The following is a 26,532-nucleotide window of genomic DNA, read 5'->3' as shown; positions in this document are numbered from 1 at the left end:
TATGTCCAAGAAGCCCATCTTGTTTACCCAGCACGCCACACTCCGCCTGGCCCGAGGAGCTACTGCGGACGAGGTGATCGCCTGCATTCAGAAAGCTCCTTGGAGACCCACAACCCAAGGGCGATGGGAATGCCTTTGGGAGTTTCCTTTTGAGGGCTACTGGAACGGTAAGCGCTACAATAGAAAACAGGTGCGCCCCATATTCGTTGAGAAAACGGACGCGATTGTGGTCATAACGGTTTACGTTTACTTCCTGCCCAAAGGGGGGGTGAAGGAGGAGAACCATGCGGATTACCTATGACCCGGAAGCCGATGCCCTATACATTGCCTTTGGCGAGGGACCGGCCACCGTGGAGGAAGTAGGAGAGGGCATTGCCCTGGACTGGGATGCGGAAGGCAAGCTCTTGGGCATTGAGATCCTGGACGCCAGCAAGCGGTTATCCGACCCCAAAGCCTTAAGGCGCTTCTCCCTGGAGGCCCTTCCGGTATGGGAGGGAACCTGAGGACCTAGACCCTTTGCAGAATCTGCGCGAAGCGCTCCAGGGCTTTCTTTAGGTTTTCCTCGCTCGTGGCGTAGGAGAGGCGCACGTGCCCAAAGGCGGCAAAGTCCGTTCCCGGCACCACCGCTACCCCCGCCTCTAAAAGCCTTTCCGCCGCCCTCACCTCATCCTCGGCAAAGGGGGAGGTATCCAGGAGGACATAGAAGGCCCCGCTGGGGCGGACCGCCTTTAGGCCCAGGGCCGCAAGGCCCTCCAAGAGGAGGTCCCGCCGCCTCCTATAGGCCTCCCGGGCCATCTCTATGAAGGCCCTCGAGGCCTCCTGGTCCGTGAGGGCCTCGAGGGTGGCCCACTGGGCGATGGTATCGGGGCTGGTGGTGGACTGGCTGGAGATGTCGGCCATGGCCTTGATGACCTCCTTGGGGCCACACGCGTAACCGATGCGCCAGCCGGTCATGGCAAAGGCCTTGGCCGCCCCGTTCACGGTGACGGTGTGCTCCGGGGCCACCTGAGCCGGGGAGAAGTGGGCTCCCTCGTAGATGAGGTGCTCGTAGATCTCGTCGGAAACCAGGTAAAGGTCGTGCTCCAAGGCCAGCTCCGCCAGGGCCCTTAGGACCTCCTCGGGGTAGACCGCCCCCGTGGGGTTGTTGGGGGAGTTCACCACCAGGGCTTTGGTGCGCCCGGTAATGGCCCTTCTCACCCGCTCAGGATCGGGCACGAAGCCCTCCTGGGGCAGGGTTTCCACCTCCACCGGCACCCCTCCCGCCAGGCGCACCATCTCCGGGTAGCTCACCCAGTAGGGGGCCAGGAGGATCACCTCATCCCCGGGGTCCAGGATGGCCTGGAAGAGGTTGTAAAGGGCCTGCTTACCCCCCACGGTGACGATGGTCTGGTCAGGGGTGACGGAAAGGCCGTTCTCCTTCCGGAACTTTTCCGCCAAGGCCTCGCGAAGCTCGGGGATGCCCGCCGGGGGCGCGTACTTGGTCTTGCCCTGGGCCAAGGCCCGCCGGGCCGCCTCCTTCACGTGCTCGGGGGTGTCGAAGTCGGGCTCCCCCGCCGTCAGGGCCACCAGGTCCACCCCCTGGCGCCTCAGCTCCAGGGCCCTGGCGTTCACCGCCACCGTAGCAGAAGGCTTCATGCCCTTAACCCTTTCGGAAAGGCCACGCATGGTTTAAGTATAGGGGCTAGAATGGGTGGGTGGCGGAAGGCGTTCGGGAGGAGGTCCTGAAGGAGGCCTCGAGGCGGGTGGGGGAGCTCCTGCGGGGGAGGCGTTACCGCCTTTACCTCTAATCCCAGAGGGTACGCACACCCCCATAGGACCGCAATCTCCCATCCCGGGTAACCAGGACCGCGGCTAACCTCGTGGCGGTAGCCAGGATAAAGCGGTCGGCAGGATCAGGGTGGGGAAGGTCCAAGTAGGCGGCCCTCACCGCCACCTGGGCATCCAGGGGAACCACCTGGATACCCTGAACCCGTAGAGCCGCCTCCAACCAGTCCTTGGGGTCCAAGGAAAAGACGATGCGCCCTTTACGGGCCAAAACCGCCACCTCCCAGGGGGTGATGGCGGAAATGAAAAGGCGCTTTTCCTGACGGGCCTCCTCCAGGCGGGCCCTAAGGCTTACGGGGAGCATGTCCGAGCCCGTTAAAAACCATACCCAAGCGTGGGTGTCCAGAAGAAAAGGTGGAGCCTTCACCCCAGGGCCTCCCACGCCTCCCCCGTGGGTTCCAAGGGGTCCTGGTAAAGCACCAGGGTCCCTTTAAGCCTGTCCAGGTGGTCCTCCTCCCGATAGGGCTGGACCACCAAGACAGGCCGGCCCCGGTCCGTGAGGATCAAGGGCTCCCCTGTGGTCTGCACCTGGCGGAGAAGCTCGAGGGCATGAGCCTTAAAGTAACTCTTAGACACCCTCATGACCAGGCCATGATACCTGGTCACCGACCCCCCTTCAAGCCCTGGGCCACCTGGCCTCAACCCGCCCCCACTGGGCTTAGGAGGGGCCTTTCCCCCTTCTCCCCCGCCCTTCCCCCCACCACCCTAAGGCCCAAAGGCTCCACCCGGGCCCGGTATAGGCTGGCCTCAGGCAGAAGCTCCCCGTCGGCATGGGCGGGAACCGGGTGGGCGAGCTCCACCGTCACCTCCCGGCCCCTAAAGGCCACCACCTGGGGATGGGAAAGGTGCCGACCCAAAAGGAGCCGGGGCAGGATGAGGACCACCCCGGGCCGGGTGAAGGAGCGGGCCAGGATCACGGATAGCTGGCCATCCCGGGGATCGGCCATGGGGGCAATGGGGATGCCACCCCCGTAGGCGGGCCCGTTCATGGCCGCCACCAGGAGCAAAGGTCCCCGGTGCACCTCCTCCCCCTCCACCACCACCCGCCCCTCGGGCAGGCGGAGCTCCTTAAGCACCCCAAAGAGGGCGTAAAGGTAGCGGGGCATACCCCGCAGGAAGGAGGGGGCGGTGAGGGCCTTCTTGGCCACCAAGGCGTCAAAGCCGATGCCCAGGGAGGCCCCAAAGGGCTCGCCGTTTACCCAACAGAGGTCTATGGCCTCCTCCTGGGCGAAGAGGGCCAGGTCCAAGGCCTCTTTCCAGGGAAGTCCCTTCAGGCCCAGCATGCGGGCGAAGTCGTTGCCACTACCGATGGGCACCACCCCTAAAACCTTTTCCGCACCGGCAAGACCCCGTAAAACCTCATGCACCGTGCCGTCCCCCCCCACCGCCACCACCCGCGCCCCCGGGGGAGCCGCCCGGGCCAGTTCCGTGGCGTGGCCCGGCCCCTCGGTGAGGAAGGCCTTAGCCCCCTTGGCCCGCGCGGAGCTGAGGATGGCCCCGGAAAGCCTCCCCACCTTGCCCCGCCCCGCCGCCGGGTTCACGATGACCCACCTTTCCACCCCCGTATTCTAGACCCATGGGGCTTCTGGCCCATTTCCTCCAAGGACCCCACCCCAAAACCACCCTGATCCTCACCCGAGCCGGGCCGGTGGAAAACCCAGAACACGTCCTTTACAGCCATCCGGGCCTTCCCCTTGCGGAAGAGGGCAGGCGGGCCCTCCGCGCCCTGGCCAGGCTGGCCCAGGGCTACCCCGTGGCCTGGGTCTACGCCCCCGACAGCCTGGCGGAGGCCGAGGGGGCCGGGCTTCTGGCGGAAGCCCTAGGGGTGCCCTTCGCCCTCCTTCCCGAACTCAGGGAGCGAAGCTGGGGGGAATGGGAAGGGCAAAGCTTCGCCCAGGTAAGGGAGCGGTATCCCCGGGAGGTGGCCGCCTGGCTGGAGGACGAGGCCGGCTTTGCCCCCCCGGGAGGGGAAAGCCTGAAGGAGGCCTGGGCCCGAGGGCAAAGGGCCGTGAAGACCCTTTTGCAAAAGCACCGAGGCCAGGCCCTCCTGGTGGTGGGGAACTGCACCCTAAACCGCGCCGCCCTGAACCTGGTCCTGCCCCTTCCCCCGGAAGAGGGCCTCCGGGTGGAACAGGACTACGCCCGGCTTTCCGTGGTGGAGTTCTACGGGGAGGAGGGGGTGGTAAAGGCCTTGAACCTGGACGCTTGTCCCTAGCCTTTCCCCAGGGAAAGGGGAGTAAACTGGAGGCATGATCCGGCCCGTGGCCCGCCAGGACCTTCCCGGGCTCTTAAAGCTTCTCCGCTGGATGGACGAAAGCCCCAAGCGGGGGGTCCTGGCCCCGGAGGCCCGGGACCTGGAGGGCCTGGCGGAGGAGCTGGAGGACGGCCTGGTCCTCCTGAGGGACGGGGAGGTGGCGGGGTACGTGGGGCTTTACGCCTTTTGGGATGGGGCGGCCCTCGAGGGGCCCCTGGCCTACCGGGAGGAGGACCTCTTACCCCTATTGCAGGCGGCGGAGAGGCGGGCGGAGGAGCTCGGGCTAGAGCGCCTCTACGCCTTCCCCCGGGAGGAGAACCGCACGGTGCGGGAAGCCCTGGAACAGGCCGACTTCGGCCTTTTGCACCTCACCTACTTCTTCGTCAAGAACCCTGAGGGCCTGGACTACCCACCCCCCGAAGGGGTGGTGATCCGCTTAGGTTTTCCCGGCCCCGCCGTCTACCGGGAGCTTTACCGGGAAAGCGAGGAGGGCTGGGCCTTGCGCCTTAAGTGGACGGACGAGGAGCTTTGGGAACACTTCCAGGACCCCCATGTTCACCTCCTGGTGGCCTACAAGGGGGAAAGCCCCGTGGGCCTGGCCGAGGTGGAGCTGGAGGACCATGAGGCCAGCGTGGCCTATATCGGCGTGGTGCCCAAGGTCCGGGGCCAGGGCATCGGACGGGCCCTTTTGGCCGAGGCGGCCAGGCTAGCCAAGAGGAAGGGGGCCAAGCTCCTCCGGGTCCGGGCCCACGACCACGAAACCGGGGCCTTGGAGCTTTACCGCAACCTGGGCTTCAGCCTCGAGGAGGCGGTGGCCACCTACGCCAAGGAGCTTAGGGCCAGCCGGTAGGTTTCCGCATGGGCCTCCACCGTAAGCCGGGGATCGCGGTTATACCCCCCGCCCATCACCACCACCAAGGGCACCCCCAAGGCCCTCACCAGGCGGAACACCCGCTCGTCCCGCTTCCTTACCCCTTCCGGACTCAAGGCCAGGCGGCCAAACCGGTCCCCCTTGAGCACGTCCACCCCGGCGTTGTAAAAGACCAGCTCCGGACGGAAGGCCTGGGCCCGTTCCAGGGCCTCCTCGAGGGCCTTTAGGTAGGCCTCGTCCCCCACGCCATCGGGGAGGCCCACGTCCAGGTCGCTCCGCTCCTTCCTCAAGGGGTAGTTCCGCTCCCCGTGCAGAGAAAGGGTGAAAACGGTGGGATCTTCCTGGAAGAAGACTGCCGTGCCGTTGCCCTGGTGGGCGTCCAGGTCCACCACCAAAACCCGGCCCCAAAAACCCTCCCGCCTCAGCCAGGCCACGGCCACCGCCACGTCGTTGAAGAGGCTATACCCCTCGGCCCGGTCGGGGTAGGCGTGGTGGGTGCCCCCGGAAAGGTTGAGGCCCAAGCCCAGCTCCAAGGCATCCAGGGCCGCAGCCAGGGTTCCCCCCGCCGCATGTAGAGCCCGCTTCAGGAGACTTGGGCTAAAGGGAAGACCCAGGCGCAAGGACTCCTCCCGGGAAAGCCCCACGGTGAAAAGCTTCTCCACGTACTCCGGGCAGTGGGCAAGAAGGAGGGCTTCCCGGGGGACCTCGGGGGCCGGCAGGATGGGAAGGAGGCCTCTCAGGGCCTCCGCCACCCCCCGGTACTTGTAGAGGGGAAAGGGGTGGCCTTGGGGAAGGTCCACCTGAAGGTGGGCGGTGGTATAGGCCCGCACCCTTCCATCATGCCCCAAGCTGGCGGTAGGCTTCGTAGGCTGCCACCCCCACGGCCACCGCCAGGTTCAAGGAGCGCACCGGCCCCGGCATGGGAATGTGGACGCTGGGGAACCTCCCCAGCACCTCGGGGGGAAGCCCCCGGGTCTCAGGACCAAAGAGGAGGTAGTCCTCCGGTTGGAAACGCACCTGGTATAGGCTCGTCCTTCCCCTGGCGCTGAAGGCCCAAACCCGCGCCCCGGAAGGGAGGCTCTCTAGGAAAGCCTCCCAGGAAGGGTGAAGGCGGAGGTCCACATGGGGCCAGTAGTCCAGGCCCGCCCGCCGGAGCCTGGGGTCGCCCAGGCGGAACCCCAGGGGCCGGATCCAGTGCAAGGGCCACCCCAAGGCGGCGGCGGTGCGGGCGATGTTCCCCGCATTCTGGGGGATTTCCGGTTGGTAGAGGACCAGGTGGGGCATGGCTAGAGGCGCCGGTAACGGGTGGCCGCCCCCCGGCCCACCCGCTCCACCTTGCCCTCGCGGATGAGGCGGTTCAAAAGGACCAAGGCCGCCCTTGGGGAAAGCCCAAGCCCCTCCTGCACCTCCCGCCGGGAACGGGGCCTCTCCAAAAGGCCCAGCACCCTCTCCCCCAAAGGGTCGCGCCTTAGAAGGTGGTACCGCCCCCCTTCCTTGCGCAAAAGGCCCATGCGCTCCATGCGGGAAAGGACCTTACGGGCCGCTTCGGGAGGAAGCTGCAAGGCCCGGGAAAGCTCCTCCAAGGTGGCCTCCCCCACCCGGCGCAGGTGGCCCACGGCGATGAGGTGGTCCAGGCTGAAGCCGCCCAGGCGCTCCTGGGCCTCGGCCAGCTCCCGCACGAAGGCCTCGTCCAGCTCCGGATTGTAAAGGACCAGGGTGAGGGCCTCGGGGAAAAGGCGGTACTCCGGGGGCTCCTTCCCATACTTGAGGAGGAGGCGGTACATCTTGTCCACCCCGCTTCCCGCCCGCTCCACGTAGCCAAGCCGGTAAAGGGCCTCGGCCAGACGGGGGTTCCGCCTTTTGGGGGGATGGCGGAGGATGTTTTCCGGGGTGATGCCGGGGGGGAAGCTTCCCGGGTTGGAAACCTCCAGGCGATCCGGGTAGTGGTGCACCTGGATGGCATCCGGGCTCTGCCAGTCCCGGTGGACCAAGGCGTTGAGGAGGGCCTCCCGGTAAACCTCCTGGTCAAAGTCCCAGACCTCGAGGCGGAATAGCCCCACCATCAGGTAGCGCACCCGGTTCCGGGCCTGGATCAGGTCCCTAAGCCGCTGCAAAAGGGCGGGGATGGGGCGAAGCAAATCCTCCCGGAAGGTGTACCCCTCCTCGCTCTCGTGGAAGTAGTAGCTCACCTCCGCCTGGGGGAGAAGCCGCCTTAAGGCCAAGGGGGTGCCCGCAAGGAGAAGCCCCGCCACCGTGGGCCTTTCCTCCCCCTCCACCCGCTCCAAAAGCCCCAGGGCGAAGAGGAGCTCGAGGTCCGGCAAGGCCGCCAGGTTGCTCCCCCGTTCCTCCAGGATGCGCCTTAGGCGCAGGACCTCCACCGGGTCCAGGTCGGAAAGGCTCGCCGCCGGCAGGACCTGGGCGGTGAAGTCGGGCTCGGGCAGGGCCTGGCCCATCTTAAGCTCCGTGAGACGCTTTCCATCCCAAAAGGGCACCCTCCCCACCCCCACAGCGATGGCCGCCGGGCTTTGGGGCACGTGGAGGGCTAGAACCCGGCCCAAGGGCCCCTCCACCACCTCCACATAGGGCAAGAGAAGCCCCTGGGTGAGCTGAAACAGAGCATGGGTGATCTGCAAGGGGTGGATCTCCGAGGCCCCCACCACCCGTCCTTCCCGGTCCACCCCCAGGAAAAGGATTCCCCCCCGGTGGTTGGCCAGGCCCGCGGCGTAGCGGGCCAGCTCCTCCGGGGAGAGGTCTGGGGGCAGGAAAAGGGTGCGCTCATCCTGACCCAGGGAAAGCCGATCCAAGAGTTCCTCCCACGTCACGGGCCTCAGTTTAAGGGCAGGGGCCCGGGGTGGATCAGGGGGCTTGGAGGAGGATGTGTTCCGCCTCATGTTGCCTTTCGTCAATCTTTTTGTTTACATTAAGCAGCTTTCTAGCGTTTTTTGCGTTGCATGTTTCACTAGTATTTGCTAACTGTCAAGCTATATCTTGACGATCGGCAAACCGAGTGCTACCCTTAGGGCCAAGGGGGTGTGGACCCATGCGGAAGACCCTGTGGTTAGCGGTAGGCGGATTCCCAGGACTGGCGTTGGCGGAAGGGGTGGATGGAGCCGCCACGGCCTGGATGTTGGTTTCCACGGCCCTGGTCCTCCTCATGACCCCGGCCTTGGCCTTCTTCTACGGGGGCCTGGTGCGGAGCAAAAACGCCTTGAACACCATGATGATGAGCTTCGCCGCCTTGGGGTTCGTGGGGGCGGGCTGGGCCCTTTTGGGCTACAGCCTGGCCTTTGCCGAGGGAGGCCCGTGGCTGGGAGGCCTCGGGCATGCCCTCTTGCAGGGGGTGGGCCTCGAGGCCAAGGGGGAGATCCCCCACCTCCTCTTCATGGCCTTCCAGGGCACCTTCGCCATCATCACCGCCGCCCTCCTCACCGGAGGCCTGGTGGAAAGGATGCGCTTTCCCGCCCTCCTTCTCTTCCTAAGCCTTTGGGGGCTTTTGGTCTACGCCCCCCTGGCCCACTGGGTCTGGGGCGGGGGGTTTTTGGGAAGCCTAGGGGCCCTGGACTTCGCCGGAGGCACGGTGGTACACATCAACGCCGGCGTGGCCGCCCTGGTGGGGGCCTTGGTCCTGGGGGCCCGTAAGGACTATGGCCGCCAGGCCATCCTGCCCCATAACGTCCCCTTCGTGCTCCTAGGGGCTGCCCTACTTTGGTTCGGCTGGTTCGGCTTCAACGGGGGAAGTGCCCTAGGCTCGGGGGCCGTGGCCGCCTTGGCCTTCGTGAATACCCTTCTCGCCCCCGCGGCCACCCTCACGGTCTGGGCCCTTCTGGACCTCTTGCGCACGGGAAAAGTTACGGCGGTGGGCCTGGCCACCGCCATCGTGGTGGGCCTGGTGGCCATCACCCCAGCAGCGGGGTTCGTATCTCCCCTGTCGGCCCTGGTGCTGGGGGCGGTAAGCGCCCTCCCCAGCTACTTCTTCCTCCTCTGGCGGCCCAGGAGCCGGCTGGATGACTCCTTGGATGTCTTCGGCGCCCACGGGCTTGCCGGCACCACAGGGGCCCTTCTCACCGGCCTCCTGGCGGAGAAGGCCTGGAACGGGGTGGCGGATGGCCTTCTTTTCGGTAACCCAGGGCAGCTCGCCGTCCAAGCCCTGGCGGTGGGGGTGGCGGTGGCCTACTCCGCCCTCGGCACCTTCCTTCTCCTAAAGCTGGTGGGCCTTTTCACCCCCTTGCGGGCCAGCCCCAAGGAGGAAGGGATGGGCCTGGACGTGACCCAGCACGGGGAGGAGGCCTATGTGGAGGGCGAGGGGGCCATCCTGGTGCTCTCGGAGGCTAACCCTCCGGCCCTTAAACCCGTGGGAGGTAAGGCATGAAGCTCATCGTGGCCATCATCCGGCCGGATAAGCTCCAGGAGGTCCTGGAAGCCCTCTTCAAGGCGGAGGTGCGGGGGCTATCCATCAGCAGGGTCCAGGGGCACGGGGGGGAGACGGAAAGGGTGGAAACCTACCGGGGCACCACGGTGAAGATGGCCCTGCACGAGAAGGTGCGCCTGGAGATCGGGGTGTCCGAGCCCTTCGTAAGGCCCACGGTGGAGGCCATCCTCAAGGCCGCCCGCACCGGGGAGGTGGGGGACGGGAAGATCTTCGTCCTGCCGGTGGAGAAGGTCTACCGCATCCGCACCGGGGAGGAGGACGAGGCCGCCGTGACCCCGGTACAATGAGGGTGTGACGGCCAGGCAGCGGGCCCTTCTCTACCTCCTGGTGGAGGAGTACATCAAGACCAAGGCCCCGGTACCCTCGGCCAGGCTGGCCGAGGGCCTGGGGCTTTCCCCTGCCTTGGTCCGCTACGAGCTCATCGCCCTCGAGGAGATGGGCTACCTCTCCAAGCCCCACGCCTCGGCGGGCCGGGTCCCCACCCGGCAGGCTTTCCGCCAGTACTCCCTTTCCCTCCTTCCCCCCAAACCCCTACCCGAAGCCACCCAAAAGCGGCTCCAACGGGCCCTGGAAGGCGCCAGGGAGCCCGAGGCCTTCTTGGTGAAGATGGCGGTGGGGCTTTCCGGGTACCCTGCCCTCCTACGCCTGAGGCCCAGGAACTCCCCCAAGGTCCTCCAGGTCCACCTCTCAACTCTGTCCGAGGGCACCCTGGCGGTCTTGGTCCTAGAAGGGGGGAGGGTGAAGGAGGTTCGGCTTCCCCTCACCCTCCCGGCCGAGCGATTGAAACAGGCGGAAGGAGCCCTCTCGGGGCCCTTTTTCACCTTGCCCCCAGCCCCCAGGGGCCTCGAGGAGCTCTTCGCCCACCTCTCCCGGGCCCTCGCCACAGGCCTTTCCCTCGTCTACCGGGAAGGTCTGGCCGAGGCCCTAAAGGAACCGGAGGCCAGGGACCCTGGCTTTCTGGAGCGGCTGGTGGCCCTTTATGAGGCTGGAGGGGACGAGGCAGTTCTAACCCCTCCCGGCCGGGTGGACGTGCGGGTGGGGGAGGTAGAGGGCCTGGCCCAGGTGCAGGCGGGCTTCGCCCGGGGGGAGTGGCTGGGAGAGATCGTGCTTTTGGGGCCCATGCGCATGCGCTACCTCGAGGCCCTCTCCGTGGCCTTAAGCCTCAGCCAGGTCTATACTGGACAGCATGCGGGTTGAAGTGCGGCTTTTCGCCCTCTACCGGGAACAGGCGGGCACGGACCGCCTGCAGTTGGAACTCCCGGAAGGCGCCCAGGTGCGGCACGCCAAGGAAGCTCTGGAGAAGCGCTTCCCCAGCCTAAGGTTGGATGGCGGCATGGCGGCGGTGAACCAGACCCTGGCCCAAGGGGAGACCCCCCTAAAGGAAGGGGACGAGGTGGCCTTTTTGCCCCCGGTTTCCGGAGGGCAGGACTCCTTTGGCCTCACCCACGACCCCTTGGACCTAAAGGCTTTGGTGGAGTGGGCCACGGCCCCCGAGTACGGGGCGGTGGTGAGCTTTCTGGGCACCACCCGTAGCCCCAACCGGGGGGAGGAGGTGGCCTTTTTGGAGTACGAGGCCTACCCCGGCATGGCGGAGAAGGTCATGGCGGAGATCATCGGGGAGATGCGCGCCCGCTTTCCCCTGGGCCGGGTGGCCCTTTGGCACCGCTTAGGCCGGGTGAACCCCGGGGAGGCCTCCATCGCCATCGTGGTCTCGGCCCGGCACAGAAGGGAGGCCTTCGCCGCCTGCCAGTACGCCATTGACCGGGTAAAAGAGGTCCTCCCGGTTTGGAAAAAGGAACACCGTCCCGACGGGAGCTTCTGGGTGGAGGGGTTCTCCCCGGAGGACCACCGCCTCTAGGCCTCCCCCAACCATGGCCTCCTTCTCCTTCCTCTTGGGCCTCCTCCTTCTGGTGCTTTGGGCCCTTCCCCTCCTCTTGGGCTTCCTCTCGGGCCGGGCCTACCGGCAAGGGCGCAAGCGAGTGGGCCTGGGCCTTCTCCTTTTTGGTGCCTTTCTGGGACTTCTGGCCCGGCCTCGGCCCTTGGGGGTACTCCTTCTCCTCCTGGGCTTGGGGCTAGGGTATGGACGGCTACGGTGAGGCCCCTGGGCAAAGCCCACCCCCAGCCCCTACAATGGGAAGGTGACCGTGGCATGAAACCCATTCTGGAACTCCTGCCCGAGGAACTTCCCGGCGAGGGCTACCGTAAGGCCCAGATCGCCCACTGGCTCTACGCCCGGGGGGCTTTGGACTTCTCCGAGATGACCGACCTGCCTAAGGGCCTCAGGGAGGCCTTGGCCAAGGAGTGGCGTATCTCCGAGTTCGCCTTGGTGGAGGCCTACCCGAGCCGGGATGGAAGCGTCAAGTACCTCTTCACCCTGCTGGACGGGAAGAAGACGGAAGCCGTCTACATGCCCTACGAAAACCGCAAGACCGTCTGCCTCTCCAGCATGGTGGGTTGCCCCGCCGGGTGCACCTTCTGCGCCACCGGAGCCTTGGGCTTTGGCCGCAACCTCACGGCAGCGGAAATCCTCTCCCAGCTCCTGGCCATCGCCCACCACCAGGGCATCTCCCCCCGGGAGATCCGCAACGTGGTGCTGATGGGCATGGGGGAGCCCCTTTTAAACCTCCCCAACGTCCTGAAGGCCACCCGCCTCCTCCTCCACCCCAAGGGCCTGGCCATGAGCCCAAGGCGCATCACCCTTTCCACCGTGGGCATTCCCAAGGGCATCTACCGCCTGGCGGAGGAGGACCTGGGGGTACGGCTTGCCCTTTCCCTCCACGCCCCCGATGACGAAACCCGCAGGAGGATCATCCCCACCGCCCATCGCTACTCGGTGGCGGAGATCCTGGAAGCGGTGCGCCACTACTACGCCAAGACCAAAAGGCGCGTCACCTTTGAGTACACCCTCCTCAAGGGCCTAAACGACCACCCCTGGCAGGCCCGGCTTCTCGCCAAGCTGCTTAGGGGCATCAGCGCCCACGTGAACCTGATTCCCTTTAACCCCTGGGAAGGGGCCCCGGTGGAGGGCACCCCCAAAGCGGGCATCCTGGCCTTCGCCGAGGAGCTGAGGCGTTTGGGCGTCCCCACCTCCATCCGCTTTAGCCGGGGGCAGGACGTGGGAGCCGCCTGCGGCCAGCTGGCCCTGAAGGCCCCCAAGGCCCTCCGCTTCACACCGACTCTAGAAGGCGCCGGGCAATGATGAGCTTTAGGATCTCGCTGGTCCCCTCCCCGATGCGGGTCAGGCGGGCATCCCGCCAGTAGCGCTCCACGGGGTAGTCCTTGATGTAGCCGTACCCTCCCAGAACCTGGATGGCCTCGTCGCAGGCCCTTACCGCCACCTCGCTGGCGAAGAGCTTGGCCTGGGCGGCCTCGAGGGTATAGGGCCTGCCCGCATCCTTAAGCTCCGCTGCCTTGAGGTAGAGAAGCCTCGCCGCCTCCAGCTCCGTGGCCGCCTCCGCCAGCCGGAAGGAAACCCCCTGGTACTCGGCGATGGGCCTGCCGAAGGCCTCCCTTTCCTTGGCGTAGCGCAGGGCATAGTCCAAGGCCGCCCTCCCCAGGCCCACCGCCATGGCGGCGATCCCGATCCTGCCCCCGTCCAGCACCTTGAGCACGTGGTAAAACCCCTTGCCCCGCTCCCCCAAAAGGCCTTCCTCCGGGACGAAAAGGTCCTCCAAAAGAAGCTGGGCGGTGTCGGAGGCATGGAGGCCCAGCTTCTCCTCCTTGCGGCCAATGCGGAGACCCCTCTCGGGGCGAAAGAAGGCGAAGGCGGAGATGCCCAGGTGCTTCCTCTCCGGGCTTGGCGGAGGGTCGGTGCGGGCCACGATCACATAGACCCCGGCCACGCTCCCCTGGGTGATGAACTGCTTGGTGCCGTTCAGCACATACCCTCCCGCCACCGCCTCCGCCCGGGTTTTCAGGGCGGCGGCATCCGAGCCCGAACCCGGCTCCGTGAGCCCCCAGGCCCCCAGGGCCTCCCCCGAGGCCAGCTTGGGTAGGAAGGTTTCCTTCTGCCTCTCGTTGCCCGCAAGGAGGATGTGCCCCGTGGCCAAGGAGTTGTGGCTGGCCACGGTGAGGGCCAAGGATCCGTCGTAATAGGCGATCTCCTCCACCATGCGGGCGAAAAGCCGGCTCGTTAGCCCTGCCCCCCCATAGGCCTCGGGCACCGTGGCCCCAAAGACGCCAAACTGGGCAAGCTTCCCTATGAGCCCAAAGGGAAAGGCCCCCGTCCGGTCCCTCTCCGCTGCTCCCGGGGCCACCTCCGCCTTGAGAAACTCCCGGAAAGGCCCCAAGACCGCCCGCTCCTCCTGGCTTTCCTCAAACCAGAGCCCCATGGTGGGGTTAGTATAACACTTTCCTGCGAAAAGGAAAAAATACGTCACATCACAGGGGTATTGGAAGGTGGCGCCTCCTTGGGGTAGCTTCAAGGGGATGCTCCTCCTTACGGGCCCCACGGACGCGGGCAAGACCACCCTGGCCCTTAAGCTCCTGGAAAAGGCGGGAGAAGCGTACCTTTTGGACCTGGACCCGGGGCAAGGAGCCCTGCCCGGGGCCTTTACCCTCTTTCGCCACCGGGAAGGAGCCCTAACTCCCGTGCGCCGCTACCTTCTGGGGGCCCTTTCCCCCCGGGGGGTGGAGGCTCGGGCGGTGGTGGGGGCCTTGCGCTTAGCCCGCCTCATCCCCCCGGGAAGCCCCGCCGTGGCCGACACGGATGGCTACCTGGACCCAGGGTTCCGGCTTTTGCAGGTGGAGGCCCTGGTTCCCACCGAGGTGCTGGTCCTGGGGTGGGAAGGGTTCTACCAAGCCCTTTCCTGGCGAAAGGACCTGAGGGTGCGCCTGGCCCCACCCCTCCCTGGGGTTCGCAAAAAGACCTCGGCTGAGAGGCGGAAAAACCGCCTGGAAAGGCTTCTTGCCCACTTCCAGGGGGCCAGGCCCCGGCCCCTTCCCCTCGGCCCCGCGGGGGCGCACCCCATGGAGCCCGCCGAGTCCCACCGGCTTTACGGCCTTTTGGACGAGGAGGGGTTCCTCCTGGGCTACGGGCGGCTTCTGGCCTGGGCGGGGGATGAAGGCCTTTTCCTCACCCCCGTGGCGGCGGAGGTGGCCCAGGTGGTCCCCACCCGGCTTCTTCTCCCTATTCCCGAACTACCAGGTTGAGGATCTTGCCGGGGACGTAGATTTCCTTCACGATGGCCTTGCCCTCCAGGTGGGCCTGGACGTTCCTCACCTTGAGGGCCTCGGCCTTGGCCACCTCGAGGGGAGCGTCCTTGGGGATCTGGATGGTCCCCCGCACCCTCCCGTTCACCTGCACCGCCACCTCCACCACATCCTTTTCCAGGGCCTTCTCGTCCAGCTCGGGCCAGCCCGCCTCAAAGAGGCTATCTGGCCAGAACCAGTGCCAAAGCTCCTCGGCGATGTGGGGGGCGAAGGGGAAGAGCATCTGCAGATAGTAGCGGATGGCGGTGCGGTAGAGGGGGGTTACGGGCCGCACCTTGCGGTAGTCGTAAAGGGCGTTCAGAAGCTCCATGAGGGCGGCGATGGCGGTGTTGAAGCGAAGGTTCTCCAGGTCCTCCGTGACCTTCTTGAGGGTCTGGTGAAGCTTCCCGTAAAGCTCTTTGTCGGGGCCCTCGAGGGCCTCGGCAGCGAACTGGCCCGAGGTGGCCGCCAACGCCTCCCGGTCCTCCGCCACCCGGCGCCATATGCGGTTCAGGAAGCGCCAGGCCCCCTGCACCCCTTCTTCCGTCCAGACCATCTCGTTTTCCGGGGGAGCGGCGAAGAGGATGGTGATGCGGGCGATATCCGCCCCCTCCTCCTTCACGAAGGGCCCCACCATAACCCCGTTGCCCTTGGACTTGCTCATCACCGCCGGCTTCCAGAAGTGTAAGGTGCCGTCCTCGTGGGGCCTGAGCTCGGCCCCCATCTTCCGCACCTCCTCCAGGGAAAGCTCCTTCTCCGGGATCTCCAGGCGGATGCGGGTGGGCTCGGGCAGGCGCACCCTTTCCCCTTCCACCTCCACGGGGCCGAAGTCCGTCCAGGCCAGGACCATGCCCTGGGTGAAAAGCCCCTGGAAGGGCTCCTCCACCCTCACCATCCCCAGGTCGTGGAGGAACTTGGTGAAGAAGCGGCTGTAGAGGAGGTGGAGCACCGCGTGCTCCACCCCGCCGATGTACTGGTCCACGGGCATCCAGAAGTCCGCCTTTTCGGGGTCGAAGGGAAGCCGATCGTTTTTGGGGTCGGTATAGCGCAGGTAGTACCAGCTGGAGTCAAAGAAGGTGTCCATGGTGTCCGTGTCCCGCTTGGCGGGGCCGCCGCACTTGGGGCAGGTGGTCTCGTAGAACTCGGGGTGGGCCTCCAGGGGGCTTTTCCCCTTAGGGCGGATGTCCTCGATGTCCTTGAGGTCGGGGAGGAGGACGGGAAGCTCCTCCTCGGGGACCGGTACCACCCCGCAGGCCTGGCAGTGGACCATGGGGATGGGGGTGCCCCAGTAGCGCTGGCGGCTTATCAGCCAGTCCCGGAGGCGGTAGGTGACCCTGGCCCGGCCCAGGCCCTTTTCCTCCAGCCAGGCCACTACCCTCTTCTTGCCCTCCTCGCTGGGGGTGCCGTCAAAGGGCCCGGAGTTCACCATGATGCCGGGCTCCTCGTAGGCGGCCTCCAGGGGCTCGGGCAAGGGCTCACCCGGGCGCTCGATCACCTTTCGTATGGGAAGGCCATACTTCTTGGCGAACTCAAAGTCCCGGCTGTCGTGCCCCGGCACCGCCATGATGGCCCCGGTGCCGTAGCCATAGAGCACGTAGTCGGCGGTGTAGATGGGGATCCTTTCCCCGGTGGCGGGGTTGATGGCGTAGGCCCCCAGGAAGACCCCCGTCTTCTCCCGGCCCTCCGCCTGGCGCTCGATCTCCGTCTTGCGCCTGGCCGCCTCCACATAGGCCTCCACCTCGGCCCGCCTATCGGGGGTGGCGAGCCTCAAGGTGAGGGGGTGCTCCGGGGCCAGGACCATGAAGGTGGCCCCGAAAAGGGTGTCGGGCCGGGTGGTGAAGACGGTGATGGTCTCTCCCAGGCCCTCCACCGGGAACTGGATCTCCGCCCCCTCCGAACGGCCGATCCAGGCCCGTTGCATGGCCTTCACCTTCTCCGGCCAGTCCAGGCCCTCGAGGTCCTTAAGGAGCCTTTCCGCATAGGCGGTGATGCGCAGATACCACTGCTCCAGCTCCCGCTTCTCCACCGGGGTGTCCTCGTGCCGCCAACACCGGCCCTCCACCACCTGCTCGTTGGCCAGGACCGTCTGGCACTTGGGGCACCAGTTCACCAGGCCCTTGGCCCGGTAGGCCAGGCCCTTCTCCCACATCTTGAGGAAGATCCACTGGTTGAAGCGGTAGTAGTCGGGCTCGCAGGTGGTCACCTCCCGGTCCCAGTCGTAGAGGATGCCCATGAGCTCGAGGCTCTCCTTGGCCTGGCGGATGTTCTCATAGGTCCAGTCCCGGGGGTGAAGGCCAAACTTAAGGGCGGCGTTTTCCGCGGGCAGGCCAAAGGCATCCCAGCCCATGGGGTGCAGGACCTCATACCCCTGTACCTTGCGGAAGCGGGCCAGGACATCCCCCATGGTGTAGTTCTTCAGGTGGCCCATGTGGAGATCGCCGGAAGGGTAGGGGAACATGACCAACACGTACTGCTTCCCCTTTTTCCCCAGGGCCTCCTTAGCCCTCATGAAGCCCTTTTCCTTCCAAAAGCGCTGCCACTTGGGCTCTATGGCGTGCGGGTTGTACCTCTCCATGCTGGGCCTCCTCCCAAAAAAACCCTTCCCCAAGGGGAAGGGGACGGCCAGGCCCCTTCCCTTTAGGGGGCTAGCCTGGCCGGGCTCATGGAACCATGATACTGCAACCCAGCAAAAGGGCGTGGGGTGCTCTAGTCCTCCACCACCCTGGCCACCACCGCCCCCAGGAGGAAGACCCAAAGCACCAGGTAGAGGCCCCATAGCGCCAGGACAAACCCCGCCAAGGGCCCGTAGAGGAGCTCGTATTGCGAGCGAGGAAGAAGCCTGGGTAAACCAAGCCGCACCCCCTCAAAGAGGAGGGCCGCCACCCCCGCCCCCACGCTCAAGGGAAGAAGGCCGCGAAACCCCTTTAGGCCGCGGAAGAAGGCGTAGGTGAGGAGGAAGAGCAAAAAGGCCAGGAAAAGGGGCAGGAAGACCTCAAAAGGCCCTAGGGCGCTCCGCCACTCCGGGGGGAGAAAACGGAGGACAAACCCCAAGGCCAGGCCCAAAAGGGAAAGGAGGATGAGGCCTAGGCCCAGAAGAAGGGGCATGAGGAGGCCCAAAAGGCGGTGGCGAAAACCAGGGGGCCGGCCGAAGATGAGCCCCAAGGCGTAGCTTAAGGCGGCAAAGAAGTTGCTTCCGGACCAGAGGAGGAAGAGGGTGCTCACCAGGGTGAGGGGAAAAGCCCCCCGGGTGAGGAAGCGCAGGAGGTCCTGGGCCAGCTCGGGCCGGGCCGGGAAAAGGGCCTCGGCCAAAGCCTCCACACCCCCCAAAAACCCTTCCCGTAGGGCCTCGTTCCCCGAGAGGAAAAGGCCGAAGACCCCCACCAGCAAGAACAGGAGGGGCATGAGGGAGAGGAGGGCGTAGTAGGCCAAGGCGGCGGCGAAAAAGGGGACGTGGGCTTGGGTGTAGAGGCGAAAGGCCTTCCCTAGCACGGTATCCCGCAGGGCGCTACTCCCGCTCCTGCCCTTCCCCCAGGGCCACCCACTTGGTGGTGGTGAGCTCCAGGGGCCCCATGGGGCCGTAGGCGTGGAGCTTGGAGGTGCTGATGCCGATCTCCGCCCCCAGGCCCAGCTGGAAGCCGTCGTTGAAGCGGGTGGAGGCGTTCCAAAGGACCAGGCTGGCGTCCACCTCCTCCAGGAAGCGCCAGGCCACATGGGGGTCTTCCGTGCAGATGGCCTCGGTGTGGCGGGAACCGTAGCGGGCGATGTGCTCCAGGGCCTCTTCCAGGCCCGAGACTACCTTCACCCGAAGGATCAGGTCCAGGTACTCCCGGTCCCACTCCTCCTTCCGGGCGGGCACCGCCTCCATAAGGAGGGGGAGGGCTTTGGGGCAGGCCCGAAGCTCCACCCCCTTTTCCCGCATGGCCTTTTCTAGCATGGGCAGGAAGGCCTCCGCCACCTCCTCGTGCACCAAAACGGCCTCGAGGGCGTTGCACACCGCCGGACGCTGGGTCTTGCCGTTTAGGGCCAGGCGGAGGGCCATGGAAAGATCCGCCTTCCGGTCCACGTAGAGGTGGTTCACCCCCTTGGCGTGGGCCAGAACCGGCACCCGGGCCTCCTTCTGCACCAGCCGGATGAGCTCCTCCCCGCCCCGGGGGATGAGGAGGTCCAATAGCTCCAGACGGCACATGGCCAGGATGGCCTCCCGGTCCGTGGTGGGCACCAGGCTCACCGCCTCCAGGGGAAGCCCTGCCTCCCCCAAGGCCCTATGCCACAGGGCAACCAGGGCCTGGTTGGAGCGGAAGGCCTCCTTTCCCCCCCGCAGGAGCATGGCGTTTCCCGCCTTCAAGGCCACGGAAACCGCCTCCACCGTGGCCCCGGGCCGGGCCTCGTAGATGAAGCCGATGAGGCCCAGGGGGACGCGCATCCTCCCCACCCTGAGGCCGTTCGGTCTTTTGCTAAGCCCCTCGATCCGGCCCAAGGGGTCAGGAAGAGCGGCGATCTGGCGCAGGCCCTCGGTGAGGGTCTTGAGGTCCTTATCCTTTAGGGCCAACCGGTCCAGCTTGGCCTGGGATAGGCCCGCCCTTGCGGCCTCCTCCAGGTCCTCCCGGTTAGCCCTTAGCACCTCCGGCCAGGCCTCTTCCAGAAGCCGAGCCATGGCGAGAAGGGCCCCGTCCCGGTTTCCCTTGGCGATCTCCGGAAGCCGGGCCCGAGCCTCCTCCGCCAGCCTCCTCAGGGTTTCCTCCAGCCCCTTTTGGGAAGCACCCAACCCCATCATCCTTCCTCCTTCAAGACCAGGTGGTCCCGGTGGACCACCTCCTCGGTGTAGCGGTAGCCCAAAAGGGCCTCTATCTCGGTGCTCCTATGTCCCTTGATGCGCTCTATCTCCTCGGCGGCGTAGTTGGCCAGGCCCATCCCCACCTCCTCCCCCCCCTCGCTTAGGAGACGCACCGCCTCCCCCCGGCCAAACCGCCCCCGCACCGCCTTGATGCCGGCGGGCAAGAGGCTTGCCCCCCTTTCCCTTAGGGCCCGCACCGCTCCGGCGTCCAGCACCAGCTCCCCCTTGGGCCGAAGAAGCCCATAGAGCCAGGCCCTCTGCCCCCGGTAGCGCCTGGTGGCATGGAAGTACGTGCCCAAAGGTGCCCCCCCTAGAGCCTCCAGCACCACCCCCGGCCTCCTTCCCGGCAGGAGCAGGGTGGGGATACCCAACCGCCCGGCCATGCGGGCCGCCAGGAGTTTGGAGCGCATCCCCCCGCTTCCCAGGGGGTTCCCCTCCCCCGCATGGGCTAAAACCTGCTCCACCCGTTCCACCTCGGGAATGGGGCGGGCCAGAGGATTCCTCTTGGGATCATCCTCATAGAGGGCATCCACGTCGGAAAGGAGGAGCAGAAGCCCCGCCTCCACCAAGGCCGCCACCCGGGCGGAAAGCTGGTCGTTGTCCCCAAAACGGATCTCGTGGAAGGCCACGGTATCGTTCTCGTTGATGATGGGCACGGCCCCAAGGTGAAAAATGGCCTGCAAGGTGGCCTTGGCGTTGAGATAGCGCCCGCGGCTGGCCAGGTCCTCGGCGGTGAGAAGCACCTGAGCCACCGGGGTAGGGGCAAAGGCCTCCCGCCACGCTGCCATGAGGAGGGGCTGGCCGATGGCGGCCAGGGCCTGCTTGGTGGGCATATCCTGGGGGCGGGGCACCCCCAGAGCCGCCATCCCCGCCGCCACCGCCCCCGAGGAGACCAGGACCACCTCCCGCCCCTCCTGGATAAGGGCCAGGACCTGGCGAGCGATCTCCGCCATCACCTCCCGCTCTAGCCCCTTAGGCCCCGCCAGGACTGCGCTACCCACCTTGATGACCAGCCGCTTGGCCTCGAGCCCCGGGCGCATTAAGGGTCAGGATAGCATCTCTCATCCCCCGGGCCCATGCATCGGCTAGGGTTATGGGGATGGGCCAACGGGTGTCCCTTGTCTTGGTCTTGGTACTCCTCCTGGGGGCTTGCAACAGCCTATTTCCCAACCGCCCCACTGGCGACTTTGCGCTGGAGCTCAATCCCCCCACCCTTACGGTGATCCAGGGGCAAACTCAGCCCTTTACCCTCACCCTAACACCCCAAAACGGTTTCACCGGTACCGTGAGCCTGGCCTTAGTTAATCCTCCCCCGGGGATAACCCTCTCCCCGGGAAGCCTAACCGTCACCGGCCCCAATCCCGTTACCCAGACCTTAACCCTGGCCGCAGGCCCCTCCACCCCCACCGGCACCTACAACCTCTTCGTGCGGGGCCAGGGAGGAGGCCTGGTGCAGGAAGCTTCCTTGACCCTCGAGGTTACCCAGGCTTCCCAAAACCTGCGCCTCGCCAAGGCGGAATGGGGGCAAACCGTGCTCAAGGAGAACCTCCGCTTGGTGGCAGGCAAGCCCGCCTTGCTTAGGGTCCACCTCCTGGCAAGCCCTTCCCCCATCACCCTGAGCAACCCCTTGGCCGGAGCCGTGTACCAGGGGAGCACCTTCCAGGGCAACCTCACCTTTACCTGCCCCAACCCCATCCCCACCGCCACCGACCCAGGGAACCTGGCCACCACCTGCACCGCCACCCTACCCGAAGGTTGGGTAGCTCCAGGGCTACGGGTGGAACTGCGGGCCGACCCCCAGGACCAGGTGGCCGAGAGCAACGAAAGCGACAACCTCTTAACCCTAACCCCCAACGTGGGTGCGGGCACGGTGCTCCACCTCACCGTGGTTCCGGTAATCCATCAGGGGCAACAAGCCCAGGTGCCCAGCTTCAGCCAGACCCTCTGGCGCATCTGGCCCTTGAAGGAGGTGGCCTTTTCCCAACGGGCTCCCTACACGTTCTCCGGCACCCTGAGCGCCACGGACGGGAACGCCTGGGCCCAGCTTTTGGATGAGCTCCGTATCTTGCGCCAAACCGACGGAAGCGGCCGCTACTACTATGGCTTCGTCAAGGTTTCCTACACCTCGGGCATCGCCGGGATTGGCTATATCGGCTATCCGGTGGCGGTAGGTTGGGACTATGCCCAAAGCGGCCCCGCGGTCATGGCCCACGAGCTGGGGCATAACTTTGGCCGGGAACACGCCCCTTGTGGGGTATCCGGCGACCCCAACTATCCCTACGAGGGTGGCAAGATCGGCACCTGGGGTTACGACCTAGCCAACGGGTCCCTAAAGGACCCAAGCCAACTTTATGACCTCATGAGCTACTGCGGTCCCCAGTGGGTTTCCGACTATACCTACGAAGGAGCCCAGAGTTTCCTGGAGACCTCTCCCCCGAAGCCCCAATCCCTGCCCGAAGAAGGCCTCCTCTTTTCCGGCCGCATAGGGCAAGGGGAGTTGGTCTTCAACCCGCCCCTTAGGGTTTCCGCAGAACCGGAAGGGGAAGCCTCCCCTTACCATCTTCGGGCCCAAACCCCCTCTGGAGAAGTCCGGGAGGCCCCAGTAGTCGTCCTTAAAGACTCCGAAGGCATCCTGCACTTCCAGGCCCGTCTGCCCCTGGAGCCTTACAGCCGGGTGGGGCTTTACCTCGGAACCCAGCTTCTCAAGGAAACGGTTAGTCCCGTGCTTCCCCTGGCCGAGCCCCAGGTGGAGCTGAGGGAAGAGGGGGGCTTCCTCTTAGCCAGGGTCCAGGGCTACCCCTATTTCTCCCTTTTCCACACGGCCATAGATGGCACCCGCACCGCCTTGGGCCTTTGGCACCGGGCGGGGGAGGTGCGGTTTGCCCTGGAAAACCTTCCCACGGGGGGCCAGTGGGAGGTTCAGCTTACCGATGGGTTAAACCTCCGCACCCTCCTCTTCCCCCGCTAAAAAGCGCCCCTCGCAGAAAAGCACCCTCCCTTCCCGCCTGAGGCGCACCAGAAGAGCGAAGAGGGTGGCCTTCCTAAGCCCAGGGTGGAGGGGTTGCAGCCGGGTGTGGAGGTCCTCGAGGGTCCTGGGCTCCCGGAGAAGATGGAGAAGATGGGCCTCCAGACGCTTATCCCGCACCAAACCCATTATTGACAAGGGGGGCTTTGCCATGCTACCTTAAGGGTCGGCTTGGGCCCGTAGCTCAGTTGGATAGAGCGGCTGACTACGGATCAGCAGGTCAGGGGTTCGAATCCTCTCGGGCCCGCCAAAACCCCCCGGGGAAACCCGGGGGATGTTTTTTAGGACCTACAATGGGGCCATGAAGATCTACACCAAGACCGGGGACGCCGGGGAAACCGGCCTTTACGGGGCCGAGCGGGTGGTGAAGGCCCATCCCCGGGTGGAGGCCTACGGCACCGTGGACGAGGCCAACTCCGCCCTGGGCCTGGCCCGAAGCCTCCTTCCCCGGGAGCATCTGGACCTCCACGACCTTCTGGAGCGCATCCAAAACGCCCTCTTTGACCTGGGGGCCGATCTGGCCACCCGCATGGGAAGCCCCTACGAGAAGAACATCGCCCGTATGGATGCCCAGGATGTGGAGGGGCTGGAAGAAGCCATTGACCGCTATATGGAGGAAAGCCCTCCCTTCCGGGGCTTCGTCCTTCCCGGGGGTCACCCGGCGGCAGCGGCCTTGCACCTGGCCCGCACCGTGGTGCGCCGGGCCGAGCGCAAGGTGGTGGCCCTAAGCCGGGAGGAACCGGTTAACCCCGAGGTTATCCGCTACCTTAACCGCCTTTCCGACCTCCTCTTCGTCCTGGCCCGGGTGGTGAACGCCCGGGAGGGCGTACGGGAGGAGGAGTGGCTGGTGAAGAAGAGGCGCTAGGGCCAGGGCTTCCCGTACACCCTAACCTCAGCCCCTGGGAAGGCGGTTTGCAATAGGTCTTTAAGGAAAAGGGCCGCTGAGGGCAGAAGCCCCCCGCAGGGACCTTCCATGTAGAGGAAGAGGTAGCGGGGCCTTCTCGGAGACTGGGAAAAACCCAGGCAGCCCTCGTACTCGGGGAAGTACTCGTAAAAGAGTTCCAGGAGGTCCTGCACCAGCTCTTTGGCCTCGGGCAGGGCCTCTATGGAGCTTTGCGGCTTGACCCAGAAGGTCATGGCCTTCATGCAACCCCATTATGGCCCAATGAGGTGAGCCCCTTTGGCCCGGAGCCTGGGCCAAGGGCCCTCGAGGGCTCCTCAAGGGATAAAATGGAGAGGCCTATGCAAGCTTTCTCCTGGGCCCTGGGGCTTTCCTGGGGGGCCTTCTTAGCCTTTTACCTGGGGGGCGGAAGGGTGGATACCCCTGCCTACCTGGCCTTCAGCCTCCTTTACATGTGGATTCCCGGCTTGGTGGCCCTGTACTTCGCCCGCAAGGAGGGAATCCACCTCCCCCTCACCCCAAGGCCCAACCGCTACTGGCTTTTCGCCTGGCTCTTTCCCGTGGCCCTCACCCTCCTTTCCATCCCCTTGAGCCTCCCCTTTGGCGCCTGGCAAGGCTTGGATGCCCTCCGGTCCACCATCCCCCCGGAAGCCGCCCCAGGGATCCCCGAAGCCTTCTGGAGACTCCTGCCCTTGGTCCTGATCCTCTCCGCCCTGGTGGCGGGGGCCACGGTGAACCTCCTGGCCGCCTTGGGGGAGGAGCTCCTGTGGCGGGGGTACCTTTGGGAAAGGCTCCGGGAAAGGGGTTTCTGGCCCGCCAGCCTGGAGATCGGCTTCTTCTGGGGCCTGTGGCACGCCCCCCTCATCCTGGCCGGCCACAACTACCCCAGGGAGCCCCTTCTAGGGGTTCCCATGATGATCCTCCTCACCCTAGCCTTAACCCCCGTCCTCCTTTGGGTGCGGGAAGGAGGAGGCTCGGTATTGGCCGCAGCCCTCCTTCATGGAACCTTGAACGCCATCGCGGGCCTATCCCTCCTTTTGGTGGAGCGCACCCACGACCTCCTTGTAGGGGTGGTGGGGCTTCCCGGGGTCTTCCTCCTTTCCCTCTTCAACCTCTGGCTGAGAAGGCGGGTATAGTCAAGGGGATGCGGTTTCTGGTGCTTTCGGGGCTATCCGGGGCGGGCAAGACCACGGCCAAGGGCTTTTTGGAGGACCTGGGCTACTTCATGGTGGACAACCTCCCCCCAAGCCTGTGGCCGGCCCTCCTGGAAGAGCTGGGCAGAAGGGGGGTGGAGCGGGCGGGGGTGGTGCTGGACGCTCGGGCCCTGGCCTTCTTTGGGGATTTGGAAGGGGCCTTGGACGGGCTCAAGCCCACGGTGATCTACCTCGAGGCCCGCCCCGAGGTCCTCCTCCGCCGCTACAACCTGACCCGGAGGGTCCACCCCTTAGGGGCGGGCAACCTCATGCGGGAGATCGGGGAGGAGCGCCGCATCCTGGGACCTCTAAGGGCTAGGGCCCACCTGGTCCTGGACACCTCGGAGCTTTCCCCCAGGGCCCTTAAGGAGGTCTTGCTGCGCTTTCTGGGGGAGGAGGCGGGCTTCCTTTTGCGCCTCATCTCCTTCGGCTTCAAGTGGGGTCCACCCCAGGAGGCAGATCTGGTCCTGGACGTGCGTCCCCTGCCCAACCCCCATTACGACTCCGCCCTGAAGCCCAAAACGGGGCTTGCCCCCGAGGTCCAGGCCTACGTGTTCCGGGAGGAGTACGAACCCTACTACCGGGCCCTTCTGGCGGTGGTGGGGCTGGCGGCGGAAGGGGCCAAGGCGGAGGGAAGGGCCTTTTACACCGTGGCCGTGGGGTGCACCGGGGGAAGGCACCGGAGCGTGGCGGTGGCGGAACGGCTCGCCGAGGAGCTCTCAAGCCGCTTCCGGGTGGAGGTGAGCCACCGGGATGTGGACAAGGAGGAGTAAGCCCTTGGGATTCCACCGGGCGGCCGAAGGGCTTCCCCGGCGCTTTCCCCCGCTTCGCTGGCTTTACCCGGGGATGCGGGTGAAGCGCTACGCAGCCTTGGCGGGCCTTGGGGTTCTTCTTACGGCCTACGGCCTCGCCCACTTCCTCCCTCCCCCACCCCCAAAGCCTTGGGCCTTAGCCCTCAGCCTCTTAGGCCTCCTCCTCCTGGTGGGAGGGGTAAGGAGCATGAACCGGAGCATGCTCTCCGCCTTCACCGAGCCCGAGGAGGTACCGGAACGGGTCTATGTGCGAAGAAGGCTGGAGCAAGGGCCCAAGGTGGTGGCCTTTGGCGGGGGCACCGGGCTTTCCCGGGTGCTTAGGGGCCTAAAGGAGCGCACGGCCAACACCACGGCCATCGTGGCAGTGACCGATGACGGAGGCTCCACGGGCCGGCTTAGAGCCGCTTTTGGCCTGCCGGCGGTGGGGGATCTGGTGGACTGCCTGGCGGCGCTTTCCGACCATCCCGCCCTTCCCAAGCTCCTGCACCACCGCTTCCAGGAAGGGGAGTTTAAGGGCCACACCTTCGGCAACCTGTTCCTCTTGACCCTGAACCAGGAAGCCAAGGACTTCGCCCAGGCCATCCTCGAGGCCAACGCCATCCTGCAACTGCGGGGCCAGGTCTTCCCCGCCACTCCCGAGGCGGTGCGGCTTAAGGCCCGGTTTCGCGACGGCACGGAGGTGGTGGGGGAGGTGGCCATCCGGGAGAAGAGGGGGCAGATCCGGGAAGTCCTCCTGGAACCCGAACCCCTAAGGGTTATGGAGGAGGCCCTAAAGGCCATCCGTCAGGCGGACCTTTTGATCTTGGGCCCGGGAAGCCTCTACACCAGCGTCATCCCCAGCTTCCTGCCCAAGCCCCTCCTGGAGGCCTTGGCCTCGGCTAAGGCCCCCCTGGTCTACGCGGTGAACCTCATGACCGAACCCGGGGAGACCGACGGCTACACCGCCTACGACCACTACAAGGCCATCGCCTACCACCTGGGCCGGAGGCCCGAGGTGGTGCTGGTGCACACCGCCCCCATTCCGGAGGAGGTCCTTAGCCGCTATGCCCAGGAGGGGCGTTTCCCCGTGGCCTTTGACCCCAGGCCCTTCGCCGTGGACGGGGTGCGGGTGATCCCCGGGGATTTCCGGGAGGAGGGCCCCTTGGCCCAGCACGATCCGGAAAAGGTGGTAAAGGCCCTGGTTTCCCTGGTATAAAGAT

The 26,532-nt window shown here is 65.9% G+C and carries 30 protein-coding genes and 1 tRNA gene; 17 read left to right on the top strand and 14 right to left on the bottom strand.

Annotation, left to right across the window (positions count from 1 at the left end):
- The first annotated feature begins 1 nt into the window (after nucleotide 1).
- Both DK874_RS06370 and DK874_RS06365 read left to right on the top strand, forming a co-directional pair.
- Nucleotides 2-301 (top strand): DUF4258 domain-containing protein, encoded by a 300-nt coding sequence (locus DK874_RS06370; protein WP_114313179.1) that lies wholly within the window; start codon nucleotides 2-4, stop codon nucleotides 299-301.
- Entirely contained in the window at nucleotides 285-503 is a 219-nt protein-coding gene (locus DK874_RS06365) for a DUF2283 domain-containing protein (RefSeq protein WP_114313178.1), read from the top strand. The genes DK874_RS06370 and DK874_RS06365 overlap by 17 nt, the downstream gene beginning before the upstream one ends.
- A 4-nt stretch (nucleotides 504-507) precedes the next feature.
- On the opposite strand, the gene aspC is transcribed toward DK874_RS06365, so the two are convergent.
- From aspC to DK874_RS06345, 4 genes are all read right to left on the bottom strand, one after another.
- On the bottom strand, nucleotides 508-1,665 hold the full coding sequence (gene aspC / locus DK874_RS06360) for an aspartate/prephenate aminotransferase (RefSeq protein ID WP_114313177.1): 1,158 nt from the start codon (nucleotides 1,663-1,665) through the stop codon (nucleotides 508-510).
- 118 nt (nucleotides 1,666-1,783) lie between these two features.
- Entirely contained in the window at nucleotides 1,784-2,191 is a 408-nt protein-coding gene (locus tag DK874_RS06355; protein WP_240307618.1) for a type II toxin-antitoxin system VapC family toxin, read from the bottom strand.
- Nucleotides 2,188-2,406, bottom strand: a complete 219-nt coding sequence (locus tag DK874_RS06350) for a type II toxin-antitoxin system Phd/YefM family antitoxin (protein WP_114313176.1) — start codon at nucleotides 2,404-2,406, stop codon at nucleotides 2,188-2,190. Before DK874_RS06350 ends, DK874_RS06355 begins: the two co-directional genes overlap by 4 nt.
- Before the next feature lie 56 nt (nucleotides 2,407-2,462).
- Nucleotides 2,463-3,383, bottom strand: a complete 921-nt coding sequence (locus DK874_RS06345) for a diacylglycerol/lipid kinase family protein (protein ID WP_114313175.1) — start codon at nucleotides 3,381-3,383, stop codon at nucleotides 2,463-2,465.
- Nucleotides 3,384-3,400: 17 nt separating this feature from the next.
- On the opposite strand from DK874_RS06345, the gene DK874_RS06340 reads away from it, so the two are divergent.
- Both DK874_RS06340 and DK874_RS06335 read left to right on the top strand, forming a co-directional pair.
- Nucleotides 3,401-4,039 carry a histidine phosphatase family protein gene (locus DK874_RS06340; protein WP_114313174.1) on the top strand — a complete coding sequence of 213 codons (639 nt, stop codon included), beginning with the start codon at nucleotides 3,401-3,403 and terminating at the stop codon, nucleotides 4,037-4,039.
- 34 nt (nucleotides 4,040-4,073) lie between these two features.
- Nucleotides 4,074-4,928, top strand: a complete 855-nt coding sequence (locus DK874_RS06335; RefSeq protein ID WP_114313173.1) for a GNAT family N-acetyltransferase — start codon at nucleotides 4,074-4,076, stop codon at nucleotides 4,926-4,928.
- On the opposite strand, the gene DK874_RS06330 is transcribed toward DK874_RS06335, so the two are convergent.
- Genes DK874_RS06330 through DK874_RS06320 form a run of 3 tightly spaced genes read right to left on the bottom strand, consistent with a single transcriptional unit; the run spans nucleotide 4,898 to nucleotide 7,771 of the window.
- Nucleotides 4,898-5,779, bottom strand: a complete 882-nt coding sequence (locus DK874_RS06330; protein ID WP_114313172.1) for a histone deacetylase family protein — start codon at nucleotides 5,777-5,779, stop codon at nucleotides 4,898-4,900. The two genes, DK874_RS06335 and DK874_RS06330, sit on opposite strands and share 31 nt — an antisense overlap.
- A 7-nt stretch (nucleotides 5,780-5,786) precedes the next feature.
- A complete protein-coding gene (locus DK874_RS06325) occupies nucleotides 5,787-6,233 on the bottom strand; it encodes a tRNA (cytidine(34)-2'-O)-methyltransferase (protein WP_114313171.1) in 447 nt (148 codons plus the stop codon).
- Between the two features lie 2 nt (nucleotides 6,234-6,235).
- The gene (locus DK874_RS06320) at nucleotides 6,236-7,771 is read right to left on the bottom strand and encodes an ATP-binding protein (RefSeq protein ID WP_114313270.1); all 1,536 of its coding nucleotides are present in this window, start codon (nucleotides 7,769-7,771) and stop codon (nucleotides 6,236-6,238) included.
- 218 nt (nucleotides 7,772-7,989) lie between these two features.
- On the opposite strand from DK874_RS06320, the gene DK874_RS06315 reads away from it, so the two are divergent.
- The 6 genes from DK874_RS06315 to rlmN are packed head-to-tail and all read left to right on the top strand — an operon-like array spanning nucleotide 7,990 to nucleotide 12,577.
- Nucleotides 7,990-9,318 (top strand): ammonium transporter, encoded by a 1,329-nt coding sequence (locus DK874_RS06315; protein ID WP_114313170.1) that lies wholly within the window; start codon nucleotides 7,990-7,992, stop codon nucleotides 9,316-9,318.
- Nucleotides 9,315-9,665: a P-II family nitrogen regulator gene (locus DK874_RS06310; protein WP_114313169.1), complete on the top strand. Its 351-nt coding sequence runs from the start codon at nucleotides 9,315-9,317 to the stop codon at nucleotides 9,663-9,665. Before DK874_RS06315 ends, DK874_RS06310 begins: the two co-directional genes overlap by 4 nt.
- A 4-nt stretch (nucleotides 9,666-9,669) precedes the next feature.
- The gene (locus DK874_RS06305) at nucleotides 9,670-10,575 is read left to right on the top strand and encodes an HrcA family transcriptional regulator (RefSeq protein WP_114313168.1); all 906 of its coding nucleotides are present in this window, start codon (nucleotides 9,670-9,672) and stop codon (nucleotides 10,573-10,575) included.
- Nucleotides 10,565-11,236, top strand: coding sequence for a molybdopterin converting factor subunit 1 (moaD, locus tag DK874_RS06300; protein WP_114313167.1), 672 nt, complete (start codon nucleotides 10,565-10,567; stop codon nucleotides 11,234-11,236). Before DK874_RS06305 ends, moaD begins: the two co-directional genes overlap by 11 nt.
- A 13-nt stretch (nucleotides 11,237-11,249) precedes the next feature.
- On the top strand, nucleotides 11,250-11,474 hold the full coding sequence (locus DK874_RS06295; protein ID WP_114313166.1) for a hypothetical protein: 225 nt from the start codon (nucleotides 11,250-11,252) through the stop codon (nucleotides 11,472-11,474).
- Nucleotides 11,475-11,527: 53 nt separating this feature from the next.
- Entirely contained in the window at nucleotides 11,528-12,577 is a 1,050-nt protein-coding gene (gene rlmN, locus DK874_RS06290) for a dual-specificity RNA methyltransferase RlmN (protein ID WP_114313268.1), read from the top strand.
- On the opposite strand, the gene DK874_RS06285 is transcribed toward rlmN, so the two are convergent.
- Nucleotides 12,546-13,709, bottom strand: coding sequence for an acyl-CoA dehydrogenase family protein (locus DK874_RS06285; protein ID WP_114313269.1), 1,164 nt, complete (start codon nucleotides 13,707-13,709; stop codon nucleotides 12,546-12,548). The genes rlmN and DK874_RS06285 overlap by 32 nt on opposite strands.
- Nucleotides 13,710-13,806: 97 nt before the next feature.
- Between DK874_RS06285 and DK874_RS06280 the strand changes: the two genes are divergently transcribed.
- Nucleotides 13,807-14,529: a Clp1/GlmU family protein gene (locus DK874_RS06280; RefSeq protein WP_114313165.1), complete on the top strand. Its 723-nt coding sequence runs from the start codon at nucleotides 13,807-13,809 to the stop codon at nucleotides 14,527-14,529.
- Here DK874_RS06280 and leuS read toward each other — a convergent pair.
- From leuS to proB, 4 genes are all read right to left on the bottom strand, one after another.
- Nucleotides 14,507-17,143 (bottom strand): leucine--tRNA ligase, encoded by a 2,637-nt coding sequence (gene leuS, locus DK874_RS06275; RefSeq protein WP_114313267.1) that lies wholly within the window; start codon nucleotides 17,141-17,143, stop codon nucleotides 14,507-14,509. The two genes, DK874_RS06280 and leuS, sit on opposite strands and share 23 nt — an antisense overlap.
- 131 nt (nucleotides 17,144-17,274) lie before the next feature.
- Complete coding sequence (locus tag DK874_RS06270) at nucleotides 17,275-18,057, bottom strand: YhjD/YihY/BrkB family envelope integrity protein (RefSeq protein WP_114313164.1); 783 nt, start codon at nucleotides 18,055-18,057, stop codon at nucleotides 17,275-17,277.
- 16 nt (nucleotides 18,058-18,073) lie between these two features.
- Nucleotides 18,074-19,342 carry a glutamate-5-semialdehyde dehydrogenase gene (locus DK874_RS06265; RefSeq protein WP_162798737.1) on the bottom strand — a complete coding sequence of 423 codons (1,269 nt, stop codon included), beginning with the start codon at nucleotides 19,340-19,342 and terminating at the stop codon, nucleotides 18,074-18,076.
- A complete protein-coding gene (proB, locus tag DK874_RS06260) occupies nucleotides 19,339-20,442 on the bottom strand; it encodes a glutamate 5-kinase (protein ID WP_114313163.1) in 1,104 nt (367 codons plus the stop codon). The genes DK874_RS06265 and proB overlap by 4 nt, the downstream gene beginning before the upstream one ends.
- Before the next feature lie 71 nt (nucleotides 20,443-20,513).
- Between proB and DK874_RS06255 the strand changes: the two genes are divergently transcribed.
- Nucleotides 20,514-22,370 (top strand): M66 family metalloprotease, encoded by a 1,857-nt coding sequence (locus DK874_RS06255; RefSeq protein ID WP_240307617.1) that lies wholly within the window; start codon nucleotides 20,514-20,516, stop codon nucleotides 22,368-22,370.
- Here DK874_RS06255 and DK874_RS06250 read toward each other — a convergent pair.
- On the bottom strand, nucleotides 22,338-22,556 hold the full coding sequence (locus DK874_RS06250; RefSeq protein ID WP_114313161.1) for a hypothetical protein: 219 nt from the start codon (nucleotides 22,554-22,556) through the stop codon (nucleotides 22,338-22,340). The genes DK874_RS06255 and DK874_RS06250 overlap by 33 nt on opposite strands.
- 44 nt (nucleotides 22,557-22,600) lie before the next feature.
- On the opposite strand from DK874_RS06250, the gene DK874_RS06245 reads away from it, so the two are divergent.
- Nucleotides 22,601-22,677: transfer RNA gene (locus tag DK874_RS06245), tRNA-Arg, on the top strand.
- 51 nt (nucleotides 22,678-22,728) lie between these two features.
- The gene (locus DK874_RS06240; protein ID WP_114313160.1) at nucleotides 22,729-23,292 is read left to right on the top strand and encodes a cob(I)yrinic acid a,c-diamide adenosyltransferase; all 564 of its coding nucleotides are present in this window, start codon (nucleotides 22,729-22,731) and stop codon (nucleotides 23,290-23,292) included.
- On the opposite strand, the gene DK874_RS06235 is transcribed toward DK874_RS06240, so the two are convergent.
- Complete coding sequence (locus DK874_RS06235; RefSeq protein WP_114313159.1) at nucleotides 23,289-23,573, bottom strand: hypothetical protein; 285 nt, start codon at nucleotides 23,571-23,573, stop codon at nucleotides 23,289-23,291. The two genes, DK874_RS06240 and DK874_RS06235, sit on opposite strands and share 4 nt — an antisense overlap.
- A 96-nt stretch (nucleotides 23,574-23,669) precedes the next feature.
- Between DK874_RS06235 and DK874_RS06230 the strand changes: the two genes are divergently transcribed.
- The 3 genes from DK874_RS06230 to DK874_RS06220 all read left to right on the top strand — a co-directional run bounded on the left by DK874_RS06230 (nucleotide 23,670) and on the right by DK874_RS06220 (nucleotide 26,528).
- Entirely contained in the window at nucleotides 23,670-24,464 is a 795-nt protein-coding gene (locus tag DK874_RS06230; RefSeq protein ID WP_114313158.1) for a CPBP family glutamic-type intramembrane protease, read from the top strand.
- An 8-nt stretch (nucleotides 24,465-24,472) separates the two neighbouring features.
- Entirely contained in the window at nucleotides 24,473-25,294 is an 822-nt protein-coding gene (gene rapZ, locus DK874_RS06225) for an RNase adapter RapZ (protein WP_114313157.1), read from the top strand.
- A 73-nt stretch (nucleotides 25,295-25,367) separates the two neighbouring features.
- Entirely contained in the window at nucleotides 25,368-26,528 is a 1,161-nt protein-coding gene (locus DK874_RS06220; RefSeq protein ID WP_205387566.1) for a gluconeogenesis factor YvcK family protein, read from the top strand.
- The last annotated feature ends 4 nt before the right edge of the window (nucleotides 26,529-26,532 follow it).

It is taken from the genome of Thermus caldifontis, assembly GCF_003336745.1.
GTDB lineage: Bacteria > Deinococcota > Deinococci > Deinococcales > Thermaceae > Thermus > Thermus caldifontis.
This window is presented reverse-complemented; position numbering and strand designations above follow the sequence as displayed.